At 66.5% G+C, this 15102-nt stretch carries 10 protein-coding genes and 1 tRNA gene; 10 read left to right on the top strand and 1 reads right to left on the bottom strand.

Annotated elements, in window-relative coordinates; translation table 11 throughout:
- Window positions 1-90: 90 nt before the first annotated feature.
- A tRNA-Pro gene (locus DMR_RS15770) sits at window positions 91-168 on the top strand.
- A gap of 82 nt (window positions 169-250) precedes the next feature.
- On the opposite strand, the gene DMR_RS15775 is transcribed toward DMR_RS15770, so the two are convergent.
- Window positions 251-613 carry a hypothetical protein gene (locus tag DMR_RS15775; RefSeq protein ID WP_015861989.1) on the bottom strand — a complete coding sequence of 121 codons (363 nt, stop codon included), beginning with the start codon at window positions 611-613 and terminating at the stop codon, window positions 251-253.
- Between the two features lie 124 nt (window positions 614-737).
- Here DMR_RS15775 and DMR_RS15780 point away from each other — a divergent pair, with 124 nt between their 5' ends.
- The 9 genes from DMR_RS15780 (at window position 738) to DMR_RS15820 (ending at window position 15096) form a co-directional block, all read left to right on the top strand.
- Window positions 738-3236, top strand: a complete 2499-nt coding sequence (locus DMR_RS15780; RefSeq protein ID WP_015861990.1) for a heavy metal translocating P-type ATPase — start codon at window positions 738-740, stop codon at window positions 3234-3236.
- 85 nt (window positions 3237-3321) lie between these two features.
- Entirely contained in the window at window positions 3322-3996 is a 675-nt protein-coding gene (locus DMR_RS15785) for a TetR/AcrR family transcriptional regulator (protein ID WP_015861991.1), read from the top strand.
- 275 nt (window positions 3997-4271) lie between these two features.
- Complete coding sequence (locus DMR_RS15790; protein WP_015861992.1) at window positions 4272-5906, top strand: UbiD family decarboxylase; 1635 nt, start codon at window positions 4272-4274, stop codon at window positions 5904-5906.
- 113 nt (window positions 5907-6019) lie between these two features.
- Window positions 6020-7783: a UbiD family decarboxylase gene (locus DMR_RS15795; RefSeq protein WP_015861993.1), complete on the top strand. Its 1764-nt coding sequence runs from the start codon at window positions 6020-6022 to the stop codon at window positions 7781-7783.
- Between the two features lie 274 nt (window positions 7784-8057).
- The gene (locus DMR_RS15800; RefSeq protein ID WP_015861994.1) at window positions 8058-8627 is read left to right on the top strand and encodes a UbiX family flavin prenyltransferase; all 570 of its coding nucleotides are present in this window, start codon (window positions 8058-8060) and stop codon (window positions 8625-8627) included.
- A 69-nt stretch (window positions 8628-8696) separates the two neighbouring features.
- Window positions 8697-10301, top strand: a complete 1605-nt coding sequence (locus tag DMR_RS15805; protein WP_015861995.1) for a UbiD family decarboxylase — start codon at window positions 8697-8699, stop codon at window positions 10299-10301.
- Window positions 10302-10471: 170 nt separating this feature from the next.
- Entirely contained in the window at window positions 10472-11035 is a 564-nt protein-coding gene (locus DMR_RS15810) for a UbiX family flavin prenyltransferase (RefSeq protein ID WP_015861996.1), read from the top strand.
- Window positions 11032-11541, top strand: a complete 510-nt coding sequence (locus DMR_RS15815) for a pyridoxamine 5'-phosphate oxidase family protein (protein WP_015861997.1) — start codon at window positions 11032-11034, stop codon at window positions 11539-11541. Before DMR_RS15810 ends, DMR_RS15815 begins: the two co-directional genes overlap by 4 nt.
- Before the next feature lie 273 nt (window positions 11542-11814).
- Window positions 11815-15096 (top strand): PAS domain S-box protein, encoded by a 3282-nt coding sequence (locus tag DMR_RS15820; RefSeq protein ID WP_015861998.1) that lies wholly within the window; start codon window positions 11815-11817, stop codon window positions 15094-15096.
- Window positions 15097-15102: the final 6 nt, after the last annotated feature.

The following is a 15102-nucleotide window of genomic DNA, read 5'->3' on the forward strand; positions in this document are numbered from 1 at the left end:
TGAACATGATTAGATGACTCTTCGCGATATGACAACAAACTTTGTGCTTGCCAAACCCTGCGGGATACTCTAAAAGCCTTCTTCTCACGACGGGATGTGGCTCAGTCTGGCTAGAGCGCTGCGTTCGGGACGCAGAAGCCGGAGGTTCGAATCCTCTCATCCCGACCAGACAGTCCAAGGGGTTGCGGCAAAGTTGCCGTAACCCCTTTTTCTTGTGACATTCCGCCACCCCGACGACGCGCGCGCCCCTTCACGCCTCTTCCCGCCGGCCGCATTGGCCCGAAGCCAGTTCCCGGGCCCGCTGTTCGGCCAGGGCGGCCACGGCCCGAGACAGAATCTCCAGCAGCGCCCCCATATGGTTGGCGCAGGTCCGCTCCGCCGCTTCCACGCCGTCGGCCTGGCCGTCGCCCAGCCAGTCCGGTTCGGGAAACAGCACCCCGGCTTCGTCCAGCCGTTGCTCCAACTGCTCAATGAGGTCGTCCACCCCGGTCGGGGCCAGACCCGGCATGTCCAGGACGAGCCGCAGTTTTTCATAAATATCGCGCAACCGGTCCCACCGGTCGGGTTCGCGATGCTGGCCGTCCCAGCCGGGGGCCAGGGGATCTCCCTGCATGTCCTGGACTCCTTTGGCGTGTGATCCCTTCCTATAGCCCGGCCCGGCGGCAATTGCCAGTGTTGGGAACCAGCTTTCAAGCCGTTCACACTTGCACTTTCCGGCTCCGGCTTTACTATGGGGCATGACGCAACCACCCCGCAAAACAGTGACGCTCCCGGTCGGCGGCATGCACTGCGCCGCCTGTTCGTCGCGCATCGAACGCGTTTTAGGCGGCGAGTCCGGCATTGAAGAAGCCTCAGTCAATCTGGCCGACGCGTCCTTGCGCCTGACCTATGATCCCCGAGTCGTCAACCTGGACGCCATCGCCGCCCGGGTGGCCGACCTGGGCTTTTCCCTGGGGCCGCCGCCGCCGGAGCACGCCATCTACGACACGGCCATCACCGGCATGCACTGCGCCGCCTGCTCCTCGCGCATCGAGCGGGTGGTGGGCAAGCTGCCGGGAATCGTCGAGGCCTCGGTCAATCTGGCCGAGGGCACGGGCCGTTTCGCCTTTGATCCGGCCACGCTCAGCCGCCGCCAGATCCGCCAGGCCATCGCCGACCTCGGCTTCGCCGCCGCCCCCCTGCCCGCCGGCCCGGACCGTCTGGCCCAGCGCCAGGCCAAGGCCCAGGAGGAGCTGGCCGCCAAGCGCCGCGAACTCGTCCCGGCCCTTGGTCTGGCCGGGGCGCTGCTGGTCATCTCCATGGGCCACATGCTGGGACTGCCCCTGCCCCATTTCCTGCATCCCGACGCCTCGCCGGCCGCCTTTGCCCTGGCCCAGCTGGCCCTTTGCGCCCCCATCGTCTGGATCGGCCGGCGCTTTTACATCGACGGCCTGCCGGCGCTTGTGCGCGGCGGCCCCAACATGGACAGTCTGGTGGCCATCGGCACCGGCGCGGCCCTGGCCTACAGCCTGGCCGGCACGGCCCTGATCCTTGTCGGCTCGGACCCGGCCGCCCGGGCCATGGACCTCTATTACGAATCGGCCGGGGTGCTTTTGGCCATGATCAGCCTGGGCAAATACCTGGAAGCCTCGGCCAAGTTCAAAACCTCCGGGGCCATCGCGGCGCTTTTGCGCCTGGCCCCGGATACGGCCACCGTGATGCGCGACGGCCGGGAAGAAGTCGTGCCCCTGGCCGAGGTCGAACCCGGCGACGTGGTTCTGGTCCGGCCCGGCGAACGCCTTCCGGTGGACGGCCTGGTCACCGACGGGGCCACCCGGGTGGACGAGTCCATGCTGACCGGCGAACCCATGCCCGTGGCCAAGAGTCTGGGCGACGCCGTCTCGGCCGGCACCCAGAACACCGCCGGCGCGGTGCTCGTCCGGGCCACCCGCGTGGGCCAGGACACCACGCTGTCGCGCATCGTGGAACTGGTGCGCCGCGCCCAGGGCTCCAAGGCTCCCATCGCCAACCTGGCCGACACGGTGAGTTTTTATTTCGTGCCCACGGTCATGGCCGTGGCCCTGGTTTCCGGGCTGGCCTGGTTTTTCATCGGCGGGGCCGATCTGTCCTTTTCGCTGCGGATTTTCGTCGCGGTCATGGTCATCGCCTGTCCCTGCGCCATGGGGCTGGCCGTGCCCACCTCCATCATGGTGGGTACGGGACGCGGGGCGCGCCTGGGAATCCTGGTCAAGTCCGGGGCGGCCTTGCAGGCGGCGGGAACCGTGGACACAGTGGTGTTCGACAAGACCGGCACGCTGACCGTGGGCGCGCCGCGCCTGACCGATCTGGTCCCGGCCGCCGGCCAGGCCCCGGCCGCCTTGCTGGCCCTGGCCGGGGCGGCCGAGGCCCGCTCGGAACATCCCCTGGCCAAGGCCGTGGCCGACGCCGCCCGGGAGCGCGGACCCGCCCTGCCCGACCCCGAGGCTTTCGAGGCCGTGCCCGGCCGGGGCGTGGCCGCCCGCATTGGCGGCCGGGAGGTGCTCGTCGGCACGGCCGCCTTTTTGGCCGAACGCGGGATTGCGACCGATCCGGCCCTGGAAGCGGCCGACGCGGGCCTGGCCGGAGCCGGCAAGACCCCGGTGCGGCTGGCCGTGGACGGGGTGGCGGCGGCGGTCTTGGCCGTGGCCGACGCCCCGCGTCCGGAAGCGGCCGCCGTGGCGGCGGCGCTCAAAAAGCGCGGCCTTGGCGTGGTCATGCTCACCGGCGACCATGAGGCCACGGCCCGGGCCGTGGCCGCGAGCCTGGGCATTGAGCACGTGGTCGCCCGGGTGCTTCCCGAGCGCAAGGAGGCCGAGGTCGCGGCCTTGCAGGCGGCCGGGCGCAAGGTGGCCATGGTCGGCGACGGCATCAACGACGCCCCGGCCCTGGCCCGGGCCGATCTCGGCGTGGCCATGGGTTCGGGCATCGACGTGGCCGTGGAATCCTGCGACGTGGTGCTCATGCGAAACGACCTCTCCGGCGTGCCGGCCGCCCTGGAGCTGTCCCGGGCCGTTATCGCCAACATCAAGCAAAACCTCTTCTGGGCCTTTGCCTTCAACGTGATCGGCATCCCGGTGGCGGCCGGTATACTGCATATTTTCGGCGGCCCGACGTTAAATCCCATGATCGCCGGCACGGCCATGGCGCTCAGTTCCTTTACGGTGGTCACCAACGCCCTGCGGCTGCGTTTTTTTGCCCCCGCCCCCCTTGGCTCTTGACCGACGCCGGTTTTCAGGGGAAGGGGACTTGCGTCCCTGGGACCGCCGGTCCCGGGGGCCAAGCCTTGCCTTCCTTGGACAGCCCATGCCGCGCCCCAGCAAAAAAAAACTTCTCGACCACGGCCGCCGCACCGTCATCGACTACGAATCCGACACCGTGCGCCGCATCCTCGACGCCGCCGAATCCCTGTTCGCCGCCGACTGCTTCGCCGGCACCCGGATGGACGACATCGCGGCCAAGGCCGGGGTCAACAAGGCCACGCTCTATTATCACATCGGCGGCAAGGAGAAGATCTACGAGGTCGTGCTCTACCGGCACATCAAGGGCTTCGCCGACGTCTTGGAGAAACGGCTCGAAGGCCTCGACGATCCTGTCGAAGCGCTGCTGGAGATCGTGCGCCATCACACCGAGGCCGCCATCGCCGACAACCGGGCCTCCCGCACCGTCGCCCATGAACTGGCCGGCGGCTCGCCGCGCATGACGCCGGACATCGTCGCCCAGTACGCCCGCGTCTACGCGGCCACGGTCCACGCCATGACCGCCGGAGCGGCCGCCGGCCGCCTGCGGGACATCAATCCGTCCCTGGCCCATCTCCTCATCGCCGGACCGCTTTTCGTCAGCGCCATCAAACGCCGCCCTTCGCCGCTCCAGGCGGACGACGCCGCGCTTGCCCAGCGGTCCGAACCTTCCCTGGAAGAGTTGGCCCCGCTTTTGGAGCAACTTGTCCGGGACTTCCTGGCCCTGCCGCCCAAGCCCTGAGGCTGCCGCCTGCCGCGACCGCCCTGCCCGGGCGTAGTTCAAGCCTTCCCTCGCCGTCCTCGCCGCGCCGCGCCGCGTGCCGTTCTTCCGTCTGCCCGAGCAAACACCTCCTTCACTGTTGCGCCCCGCACATTGCGGTTGGTGATTTTTGCATGGCGCGAGCCTTTCTTCCTTGACACTAACCAACCGGTTAGTGCTAATATTATTCCATACACAAGTGCCCGCCTTCCGGCGGGACAACCCGGCCCGCGCCGCAAGCCTTTGGAGTGCCGCCCATGACGCAACAACCCGCCGGTTACGACGATCTCGACGCCCAACTCGACAAATTGGCCGCCGCCGGCCTGCTCCACACCATCGACCGCCCCATCGACAAGGACCGGGAAATGCACCCGCTGGTGCGCTGGCAGTACCGGGGCGGCATCCCCGAACACCGGCGCAAGGCCTTTCTCTTCACCAACCCCACCGACGCCAAGGGCCGCCGCTATCCCGACGCCCGGGTGGCCATCGGCGTTTTCGCCGCCACGCCCGAGGTCTACGCCCTGGGACTTGGCCGCAAGGCCGAGGACATCGGCCAGGCCTGGCTGGACGCCATGGCCCATCCCGTCGCGCCCAAGGAAGTCGCCGACGCTCCCTGCCAGGAAGTGGTCATCACCGGCGACGAGTTGCTGGGCGAAGGCCAGGGCCTGGACGCCCTGCCCATCCCCATTTCCACCCCGGGCTACGACACCGCGCCCTATCTCACCGCCGCCCTGTGGGCCACTCGCGACCCGGAATCGGGCATCCAAAATCTCGGCCTCTACCGGGGCAACCTCAAGGCCTCCAACCGGTTGGTCGTCATGATGGAGCGTTCGACCCTGGCCGGCGGCGGCGTCCACTGGCGCAAATACAAGGCCAAGGGCCAAAAGATGCCCGTGGCCGTGGTCATCGGCGCGCCGCCGGTAGTCGCCTACACCGGGCCGCAGAAGCTGCCGCTGGACTGCGACGAGCTCACCATAGCCGGCGGGCTGGCCGGCTGCCCCATCGAGGTCGTGCGCGGCAAGACCGTCGATCTCCTCGTGCCGGCGGCCGCCCAGGTCATCATCGAAGGATTCATCGACACCGACGCCCTGGAGCCCGAAGGCCCCTTTGGCGAATCCCACGGCTACATGGCCCTGGAGGAATACAACTTCTCCATGACGGTCACGGCCATCACCCGGCGCAAGCACTACACCGTGGCCTCCATCATCTCCCAGGTGACGCCCTGCGAATCAAGCGTCATCAAAAAGGTCGCCTACGAGCCGCTCTACTTGAACCACCTGCGCGATACCCTCAACATCAAGGGCGTCACCCGGGTGACCATGCACGAGCCGCTGACCAACCTGCGGCGCTTTCTCTTCATCACCATCGCCAACGGCACCCCCAACACCGAGGTCTGGCGGGCGCTGAACGGCGCGGCCTCCTTCACCCCGGCCATCGGCAAGTTCTGCGTGGCCATCGACGAGGACATCGACCCAGCCAACACCGATCAGGTGCTGTGGGCCATGGCCTACCGCTCCAATCCCGTGGCCGACGTCGTCATCATCCCCCATCGCGGCAAGGGCCACGGCCCGGAGCTGCCCGGCCATCAGGTCGATTCCACCATGCTCGTCGACGCCACGGCCAAGGGCGTGTTTCCGCCGGTGGCCCTGCCCAAGGTCGAATTCATGGAGCGGGCCAGGACCATCTGGGAGGAGTTGGGGCTCCCGGAACTGACCCCGGAGACGCCCTGGAGCGGCTACAGCCTGGGCGACTGGTGCGCCGAATGGGACGCCTGCGCCAAGCGCGCCACCGACGGCGATTGGCTGGCCAACGGCCGCCGCTCGGCGGCCAACCGCAGCGCCACGGCCGAACCCCAGGACCCGGCCCGGGGCATCGTCCTGTCCGAAAAATAGCCCGGCCCCGGATGCCGCCCGCCCCAGGCGGCATCCGGTTGATATTTCAACCAACCAGTTAGTGAAAAATCCAACCCCCGGTTTCGTTTGCCGGGGCGATCACGGAGCGATCCATGCAGAAGGGTTTCCCGCGCCAGTACGACGACCTCAATGCGCATCTCGAAAAGCTCGACAAGGCCGGACTCCTGTGGACCATCAGCGATCCCATCAACAAGGACCGCCATCTGCATCCCTTCGTGCGCTGGGGCTATGTCGGCGACGTGGGCACGGTGGTGGCCAACAATCCCAAACGCGCCTTCCTTTTCACTAACGTCACCGACAGCAAGGGCCACAGCTACCAGGGCGACTGCGACGTGATGGTGGGCGGCACGGCCGGTTCGCCGGCCATCTACGCAGCTTCGCTGGGCATCGACGACGCCGGCGACGATCTCACCGCCCTGTCCCAGAAAATCTTCGCCAAATGGGTCCAGGCCTTTGAAAAGCCGGTGCCGGCCGTGGAAATTCCCTCCGAGGCAGCCCCGGTCCATGAAGTGGTCCTCACGGGCGACGCCCTCAAGGGCGGCGAGGGCAAGGGCCTGGCCGGCCTGCCCGTGCCCAACAACACCCCGGGCTGGGACACCGCCCCGTATTTCTCGGCCGGGCTGTGGATCACCAAGGACCTGGACACCGGGGTGGAAAACATCAGCCAGAACCGGTGCAGCCTCAAGGCCTCCGACCGCATGACCGCCATGTGGCTCATCCAGACCAACGGCGGCGCCCACAACAACTGGGTGAAATACAAGGAGCGCGGCGAGAAGATGCCCGTGGCGCTCATCGTCGGCGCGCCGCCCATGTTGCAGGTCATCGGACCCCAGAAGACCCCCGAGCATTTAAACGACCTCGACGTGGCCGGCGGTCTGGCCGGCGTGCCCTACCGCAAGGTGGCCTGCAAGACCGTGCCGCTCATGGCCCCGGCCGACGCCCAGATCATCATCGAAGGCTGGATCGACCCGACCAAGCTCGAAATGGAAGCGCCCTTCGGCGAATCCTACGGCAACATGAGCGTGGAGGAATACAACCACTCCGTCGAGGTCACGGCCATCACCCGGCGCAAGAAAGCCACCATCACCTCCATGATCTCCCAGATGGCCCCGTCGGAATCCGGCGTCATCAAGCAGCTCAACTACAGCGCGGTGATGCTCAATCACCTGAAAAACACGCTGTACGTGCGCCAGGTGAAAGACGTGGCCCTGCACGGCCCCATGATCGGCGTTTCCCGCCTGACGGTCATCGTGCTGGAGAAAAACACCCCGCGCACCGAGGTCTGGCGGGCGCTCACCGGCGCCAGCGCCTTCATGCGCTCGGTTGGCAAGATCACCGTGGCGGTCGATGAGGACATCAACCCCAACAACGTCGAGGAAGTGCTGTGGGCCATCGCCTACCGCACCGATCTCATGAAGTCGGTGAAAATCGAGGACTACCAGGCCAACGGCCACGCTCCCAAGCTGCGCGACCGGGAATGGGAGGCCAAGATTATGATCGACGCCACCATGCACTATCCCATGCCGCCGGTGGCCCTGCCCACCAAGGACATCATGGAAGAGGCCCGGGAACTTTGGGAAAAGGCCGGGCTGCCGAAAATCGCCCCGCGCTGGAAGTGGTACGGCTATAGCCTTGGCGACTGGTGCGAGGAATGGACCAAGTGCGCTGACCGGGCCGTGGCCGGCGATTGGCTCTTAAACGGCATCCGCACCGCCGTGCTGGTGGACACCGACGCCGTGGGCGGCCCCACCGCCGGCGTGCCGCGCAAGGGCGTGGTGCGCTACAACGAGCAGACAGGCCAGGTCGAATATCCCGAAGGCTTCCCCCTTCGCGACAAGTTCAACACCGACGAATGATGCTTGGCGGGAGCGCCGTGGCAGCCAGCGAGTCGCTTGCAAGAAACATTTATGTTTTTTTGTGAATAAAAACAATGATTACGGGTTATTGTCACACCCAGCAGGGACATGACATTTCCCGAACGCGACACGAGCCGCGACGCTCCCGCCGATGCCGGCGTCTTCCGGCCCGAAGCCCTCCCGGGCCGGAAGCGACCGGCAGGTGACGCTCTCCCTCGCACACCCGGCCGGCCCGCCGACCGGAAACCGAAGCACGCGGAAAAAGGGTACAGCCATGAAACGCCTTATCGTCGGCATTTCCGGAGCCAGCGGCGTCGTTTACGGCATCCGGCTCCTGGAAGTCCTGCGCCACAGCCCGGACGTCGAGACCCATCTTATCCTGAGCAAGGGCGCGGCCGTGACCCTGGCCCTGGAAACCAAGCACACCCCCGAGTCCGTGGCCGCCCTGGCCGGGGTCAGCCACGCCCATGACAACCTGGCCGCCGCCATTTCCAGCGGCTCCTTTGCCGCCGACGGCATGGTCGTGGCCCCCTGCTCCATGAAAAGCCTGGCCCAGATCGCCCTGTCCTTAAACGACAACCTGCTGACGCGCGCCGCCGACGTGACGCTCAAGGAACGCCGCAAGCTCGTCATCGTGCCCCGCGAAACGCCGCTGCATCTGGGGCACCTGCGCCACATGGCCGCCCTGGCCGAGATGGGGGCCGTCCTGCTGCCGCCCATGCCGTCCTTCTACCACGGCCCGCAGACCATCATGGACGTGGTGGACCAGACGGTCGGCAAGATCCTCGACCAGTTCGCCATCCCCCACGATCTCTTTCGCCGATGGTCCGGCAGCAATCACTGAGGCCCCGACGTCGCCACCTTTTCCCGCGCCGCTTCGTCCCGGCGGCGCGGCCCAGCCATCGAGGTTGTCATGCCCCAGCAGGATCTTGCGTCATTTGTCGCCGAACTGGAGTCCATCGGCCAGCTTGTGCGCATCGCCGAGGAAAAGCGGGTGGACGAGCTGCCCGCCGTCATGGAAGCCCACCCGGACAAGGCCGTGCTGGTGGAAAAGGTCAAGGACTGCGAGTTCCAGTTCCTGGCCGGCGCCTACTGCACCCGGGAGCAGTACGCCCACGCCATGAAGTGCGACCCGCGAAAGCTCGGCCAGACCATCGCCGGCCTGACCATCCGCCGGGAAAAGCCGGTCATCGTCGATACCGCGCCCTGCAAGGAAGTGATCCTCAAAGGCGACGACGTGGACATCACCCGGTTTCCCCTTTTTCTCTACCACCCCTACGACGGCCACGCCTTTATTCAGGACACCAACGTGGTGTCGCGCGACCCGGACACGGGGCTTATCAACTGGGGCATCTACCGGTTCATGTACCGGTCCAAAAACGAAACCAACGTAGACATGCGCAACGATTCCCACAACGGCCGCATCCTGGCCAAGAAGTACCAGGCGCGCGGCCAGGACATGCCTGTGGCCGTGGTCATCGGCGGGCCGACCCTGGATAAGATCGCCTCCATGTACTCCTTCCCCAGCGTGGATGACTGGGATATTCTCGGCGGCTTTTACGGGGAGCCGGCCAAGGTGGTGCGCTGCGAGACGAGCGACCTCACCGTGCCGGCCAATGCCGAGATCGTCATCGAAGGCCGCATGATGACCTCGGAAGGCTGGATCTACGACGAAGGCCCCTACGGCGAATACACCGGCACCTACGGCTCGGGCCTGCCGGCCAACTGCCGCTTCGTGGTGGACTGCATCACCTTCCGCAAGGGCGGCATCTACCAGTACGCCACCATCGGCGGCCTGCATCCCGGCCGCACCGACCTCATGATCTTCGACCCGACCATCGAGGCCGACATTTATACGGCCCTGGTCAACGCCGGCATCCAGGTCCTCGACGTCCACGCGCCCTACGGCGGCAGCCACAACATCGTCTACGCCCGCATCAAGGTGCGCGGCGGCGGCGACGCCAAACAGACCCTGGGCCTCATGCTCACCTGCTCGCGCCAGTGGTTTCCCAAGCTGGCCTACGTCTTTGACGAGGACATCGACATTTTCGACGACGACCAGGTCAAATGGGCCCAGGCCTGGCGCTACAACCCGCAGGTGGACACGGTCGTCATCCCGGACCTCAACATCCTGCCCCTGGACCCCCTCGCCCAGACCAACCATCCGCCCGTGCACACGCCCAAGGCGGGCTTTGACTGCACCATCCCCATCGTCGGCGACATCGACCGCTTCAGCTTCGAAAAATGCGCCGTATCCGACCCCCTGGGCGACCCCGGCCCGGTCGCGCCCCTGACCGAGGAGGCGCTCACCGAGGCCATGGCCGCCTATATCAAGGAAGCGCCGCGCATGTGGCGCGACATCCTCAAACACTTCCACGGCCAGCCCTATCCGCTCATTTACCGGGCCTTCGGCAACCTGCGCCCCAAACTCGGCCGGGTGGCCGACCGCCGGCCGGACTATCCCTACACCTTTGCCAACGCCTGTTTCGTCTACGAAAAGGGCAAGGACGGGAAATAGCTCCTGCCCGGCCGGGCGCAAACGTGGTCGCAACGTCAAGCCGGGCCGCTCTCCTGGCCGCCTGTCGCGGCGGAAGAGCGGCCCGCCGCCGCGAAATAACGCTCAGCGGCCCAAGGCGCACCAGATCCTCAGTCTTGTGCAGCCGGCCCACGCCCCGTAAAGAAAAAACCATGAAACGCATCATCATCGGCATTTCCGGGGCCAGCGGCGTGATCTACGGCGTCCGCCTGCTCGAAGTCCTGGGCGGCGTCGCGGACGTGGAGACCCATCTCATCCTCTCGTCCGGCGCGGCCGTCACCCTGGCTCTGGAGACGGACAAGACCCCGGCCGATCTGGCCGCTCTGGCGGGCGTGAACCACGATCCGGCCGATCTGGCCGCCGCCGTGTCCAGCGGCTCGTTTGCCGCCCACGGCATGGTCGTGGCCCCGTGCTCCATGAAAAGCCTGGCCCAGATCGCCTTGTCCCTCAATGACAACCTGCTGACGCGGGCCGCCGACGTGACGCTCAAGGAACGCCGCAAGCTCGTCATCGTGCCCCGCGAGACGCCCCTGCACCTGGGGCATCTGCGCCACATGGTCGCCCTGGCCGAGATGGGGGCGGTCATTTTGCCGCCCATGCCGTCGTTCTACCACGGCCCGCGAACCATCCTGGACGTGGTGGACCAGACCGTGGGCAAAATCCTCGACCAGTTCGCCGTACCCCACGAACTCTTCCGGCGCTGGGGCGGGCGGTGACACCGGAAGCCTTCGAGGCCGCCGTCCGGACGCTTTTTGCCGAAGTGGCGGCCATGACCCTGGCCACTTGCGCGCAGGGTCGGCCCTGGGCCAGCGACGTCTATTTCGCCCCCGACGGCTGGAAGCTCGTCTTTTTCTCGTCGCCGGCCAGCCGCCATTGCCGCAACCTGGAGGCCAACCCGGCCTGCGCCGCGACCATCCATCCGGTGGTCGCCTCCTGGCGCGACATCCACGGTCTGCAACTGGAAGGCCGGGTCGAACCCGTCGAAGGCCTCATCGCCATGGCCCAGGCCGCGGCCGTCTACTGCGCCAAATTCCCCTTTGCCAAGGCCCTGCTGGAAGCCCCTGGCGAGAGCGCCGCCAAGATGGCCCGCGTGCGGCCCCACGTCTTCATCCCCCAGTCCGTGCGCCTGACCGACAACCGGCAAGGCTTCGGCACGCGTTTTCTGCTGCGCCTGCACGATGGCCGCCCCCTGGGACCGCCAGAGCGGGATTCAGGCAATTGAACTGAAAAAACGACGGGCAACTGCCAATCCAGAAAACGTCGAACCCACCGTCCCAAGCGGTCCAGTCGCAGCCTGCCCCCAGGAAATCTTGCCAGGACAACCCTTGCCCCCATTGCTGCCTCGCACGGTTTGTTCTATGCTGGATGTGGAGTTGTCGAAAACGACACCATCAGCAATGCAAGACGAAACCGCACGGATGTTCTCGCCCCGGCGAGCCGCTTTGGACCATTGGTCCGCCCCAACAGCAGGCAAACAGCTCCTGGCGGTTCGCTCGTGACAACTTCTCAGCCCTCCGGGCGCGACACAGCCAAGCCCCGCCTCGGCCTGCCAGCGCTTCTCGTGTTGCTGTGCGCCCTGCTGCTGTCGCCTGCCGGCCGGAAATCCCAGGCTGCCCAGTCCGACACCCAACCTCCGGCCAAAGCCATCACCGTAGTCCTGGATCAGGATTATCCGCCCTACACCATCACCACGCCCGAGGGCGAAACCACGGGCATCCTCATTGACTACTGGAAGCTTTGGGAAAAAGTGACGGGCGTGCCCGTCACCTTGCGTCCCCTGGACTGGAACACCGCCCAGAATGAAATGCTCCAAGGCCGGGCCGACGTCATCGACACGCTGTTCCGCAATCCCGAACGGGACAAAATCTACAGTTTTTCCAAACCCTACGTCACCCTCGAAGTACCGATCTTCGTTCATAAGGATTTAAGCGGCATCAAGGACCTCGACACGTTGCGGGGATTTACCGTGGGCGTCAAACGCGGCGACGCCAGCGTGGACTACCTGTCCAGCCGGGGCATCCTGCCCCTGGCCGCCTTCGACGGCTACGAAGGCGTGGTCCAGGCCGCCCGCGACGCCCGGGTCAAGGTCTTTTGCGTCGACAAGCCTCCAGCCCTTTACTACCTCTACAAGTATGGCCTGGAAAACGACTTCCGCTTGGCCTTTACCCTCTACCAGGGCGAGTTCCACCGGGCCGTGCGCAAGGGCGACGAAGCCCTGCTCCAGCTCGTGGAAGACGGCTTTGCCCGCATCACCCCGGAACAGTACGAGGAAATCGACCGCAAATGGCGGGGGTCGGCGCTTTTTCCTTCCGCCACCATGCGTTACGCCCTGTGGGCCCTGGCCGTGGTGGCGGCGGCCGTGGCCGTGCTCGCGGCCGTCAACGCCGTGCTGCGCCGCACCGTGCGCCGCCAGTCCTCGCGCCTCGACCAGCTTCTGGTGGCCGTGGGCCAAAGCGAGGAACGCCACCGCGAACTCGTCCAAAGCGCCGCCAGCGTCATCCTGCGCCTGGACCACCAGGGCCGGGTGGTCTTCTGCAACGCCTTCGGCCTGGAGTTCTTCGGTTTTACCCTGGAGGAAATGATCGGTCGGGACATCGGACTCCTCATTGACCTGCCCGACGTCCCGGGGACCGAGGACAGCGCCGACGCCGCCTCCTGGCCGCAGGCCCTGACCGCCATCGCCCAAGCCCCGGAAAGCGCCGCCGCCCTGACCCGCCAGCACAGACGCAAAAACGGCGAACTCGCCTGGATCGCCTGGTCGTTGCGGGGCCTTCGCGCCGCCACGGGAGGGGTGAGCGAAATCCTGTGCATCGGTAACGACATCACCGAGCGCAAGCGCATCGAGGAAGCCCTGCGCGCCAGCGAGGCCCGCTACACTCTGGTCGCCAGGGGAGCCAACGACGGCATCTGGGACTGGGACCTGCGCACCAACATCGTCTACTATTCTCCACGGTATCTCGAAATTCTCGGCTACACCCCCGATGAGGTGCAAAGCCTCCTCGACGAATGGACCAAGCGCATCCATCCCGACGACGCCGAAAACGTCATCCGCGCCAACAAACGCTGCGCCGACGGCGAAGTGGACAACTTCGCCGTGGAATACCGGATGCGCCACAAAGATGGCGCCTACCGCTGGATTCTCGGCCGGGGAGCCAGCCTCAAGGACGAACGCGGCGTGGTCATCCGCATGGCCGGCACCCACACCGACGTCACTCGCCGCAAGCGCGACGAGGAAGCCCTGCGTGAAAGCCAGGACCAGCTCGCCAAAATCTTCCGCTTCACCCCCGTGGGCATTGCCATCACCACCCGGCGTGACGGCCGCATCGTGGACGTCAACGAGACCGGGGCCCGCATGTTCGGCCACGTCAAATCCGAAGTCATCGGCCGCACTGCCCACGAAGTCGGCCTGTGGCGGCGCACCGAGGAACGCGAGGCGCTGCTGGCCGAAATGGCCCGGGCCGGCTCCATCTTCGGCAAGGAACTCGACCTGCGCCATAAAAACGGCTCCACCGTCACCGTGCTGTATTCCGCCGTGGCCAACCACGCCTACGGCGAGCCCTGCATCCTGTCCGTGCTCGTGGACATCACCGAACGCAAGGCCATGGAACAGGCCCTGCGCCGCTCCAAGGAGGCCGCCGAGTCCGCCAACAGGGCCAAAAGCGAATTCCTCTCCACCATGAGCCACGAAATCCGCACGCCCATGAACACCATTCTCGGCATGGTCGACGTACTTGCCGGCACCTCGCTGACCAGCGACCAGACCCATGCCGTCAAGTCCATCGAACTGGCCGGAGCCGGCCTGCTCGGCCTGCTCAACGACATCCTCGACCTGTCCCAGATCGAGGCCGGCGGCATGGTCATCGAGGAAAAATCCTGCGACATCGTCGAGCTGACCACCCAGCTCGCCGACATGATGCGCCCCGACGCCGACCGCAAGGGCCTGGAGCTACGCCTGGAAATCCGAGGCGATCTGCCGCCGCGACTGTTCTGCTGCCCGGACCGCATCCGGCAAATCCTCGTCAACCTCCTGGGCAACGCCATCAAGTTCACCCAGCAGGGCCACGTCGTCCTGGAAGTCGCCAGCACCCCTTCCCTCACGGACGGCCCGCGCCTGCGCCTGGCCGTGCGCGACACCGGCATCGGCATCCCCGCCGACAAGCAGGCCGTCATTTTCGACCGTTTCACCCAAATAAACGCCTCGGCCAACCGCCAGTTCGGCGGCGTGGGCCTGGGGCTGGCCATCTGCAAAAAACTCGCGGAGCTCATGGGCGGACGCATAGCGGTGGAAAGCGCTCCCGGCCAGGGCTCCACCTTCACCCTCAGCCTGCCCCTGCGTCCCGCGCCCCTGCCGCGCCCCGCCGGCCTCCAGACCGCCATCCCGGTGAACCGCTCCGGCGGCGGCTCGGTGCTCCTCGTCGAGGACAGCCCCACCAACGCCGAAGTCATGCGGCTCATGCTCGAAGACACGCCCTTCCGCCTCACCTGGGCGCCCAGCGGCCAGGCCGCCCTGGCCGCCCTGGCCGACACGCCCTTCGACGTCATCCTCATGGACATCGAAATGCCCGGCATGGACGGCTACCAGACCACCGAGGCCCTGCGCCGCCAGGAAAAGGAACTCGGCCGGCCGCGCACCCCGGTGGTGGCCCTGACCGCCCACGCCTTCGAGGAACACCGCCTGCGCAGCCTCCAGGCCGGTTGCGACGATTTCCAGGTCAAGCCCATCCCCAAGTCGCGCCTGGTGAGCACCCTGGAGACCTGGCTGGCCCTGCGCCCCTAGTGTCGC

The sequence above is a fragment of the Solidesulfovibrio magneticus RS-1 genome (assembly GCF_000010665.1).
Classification (GTDB): domain Bacteria; phylum Desulfobacterota; class Desulfovibrionia; order Desulfovibrionales; family Desulfovibrionaceae; genus Solidesulfovibrio; species Solidesulfovibrio magneticus.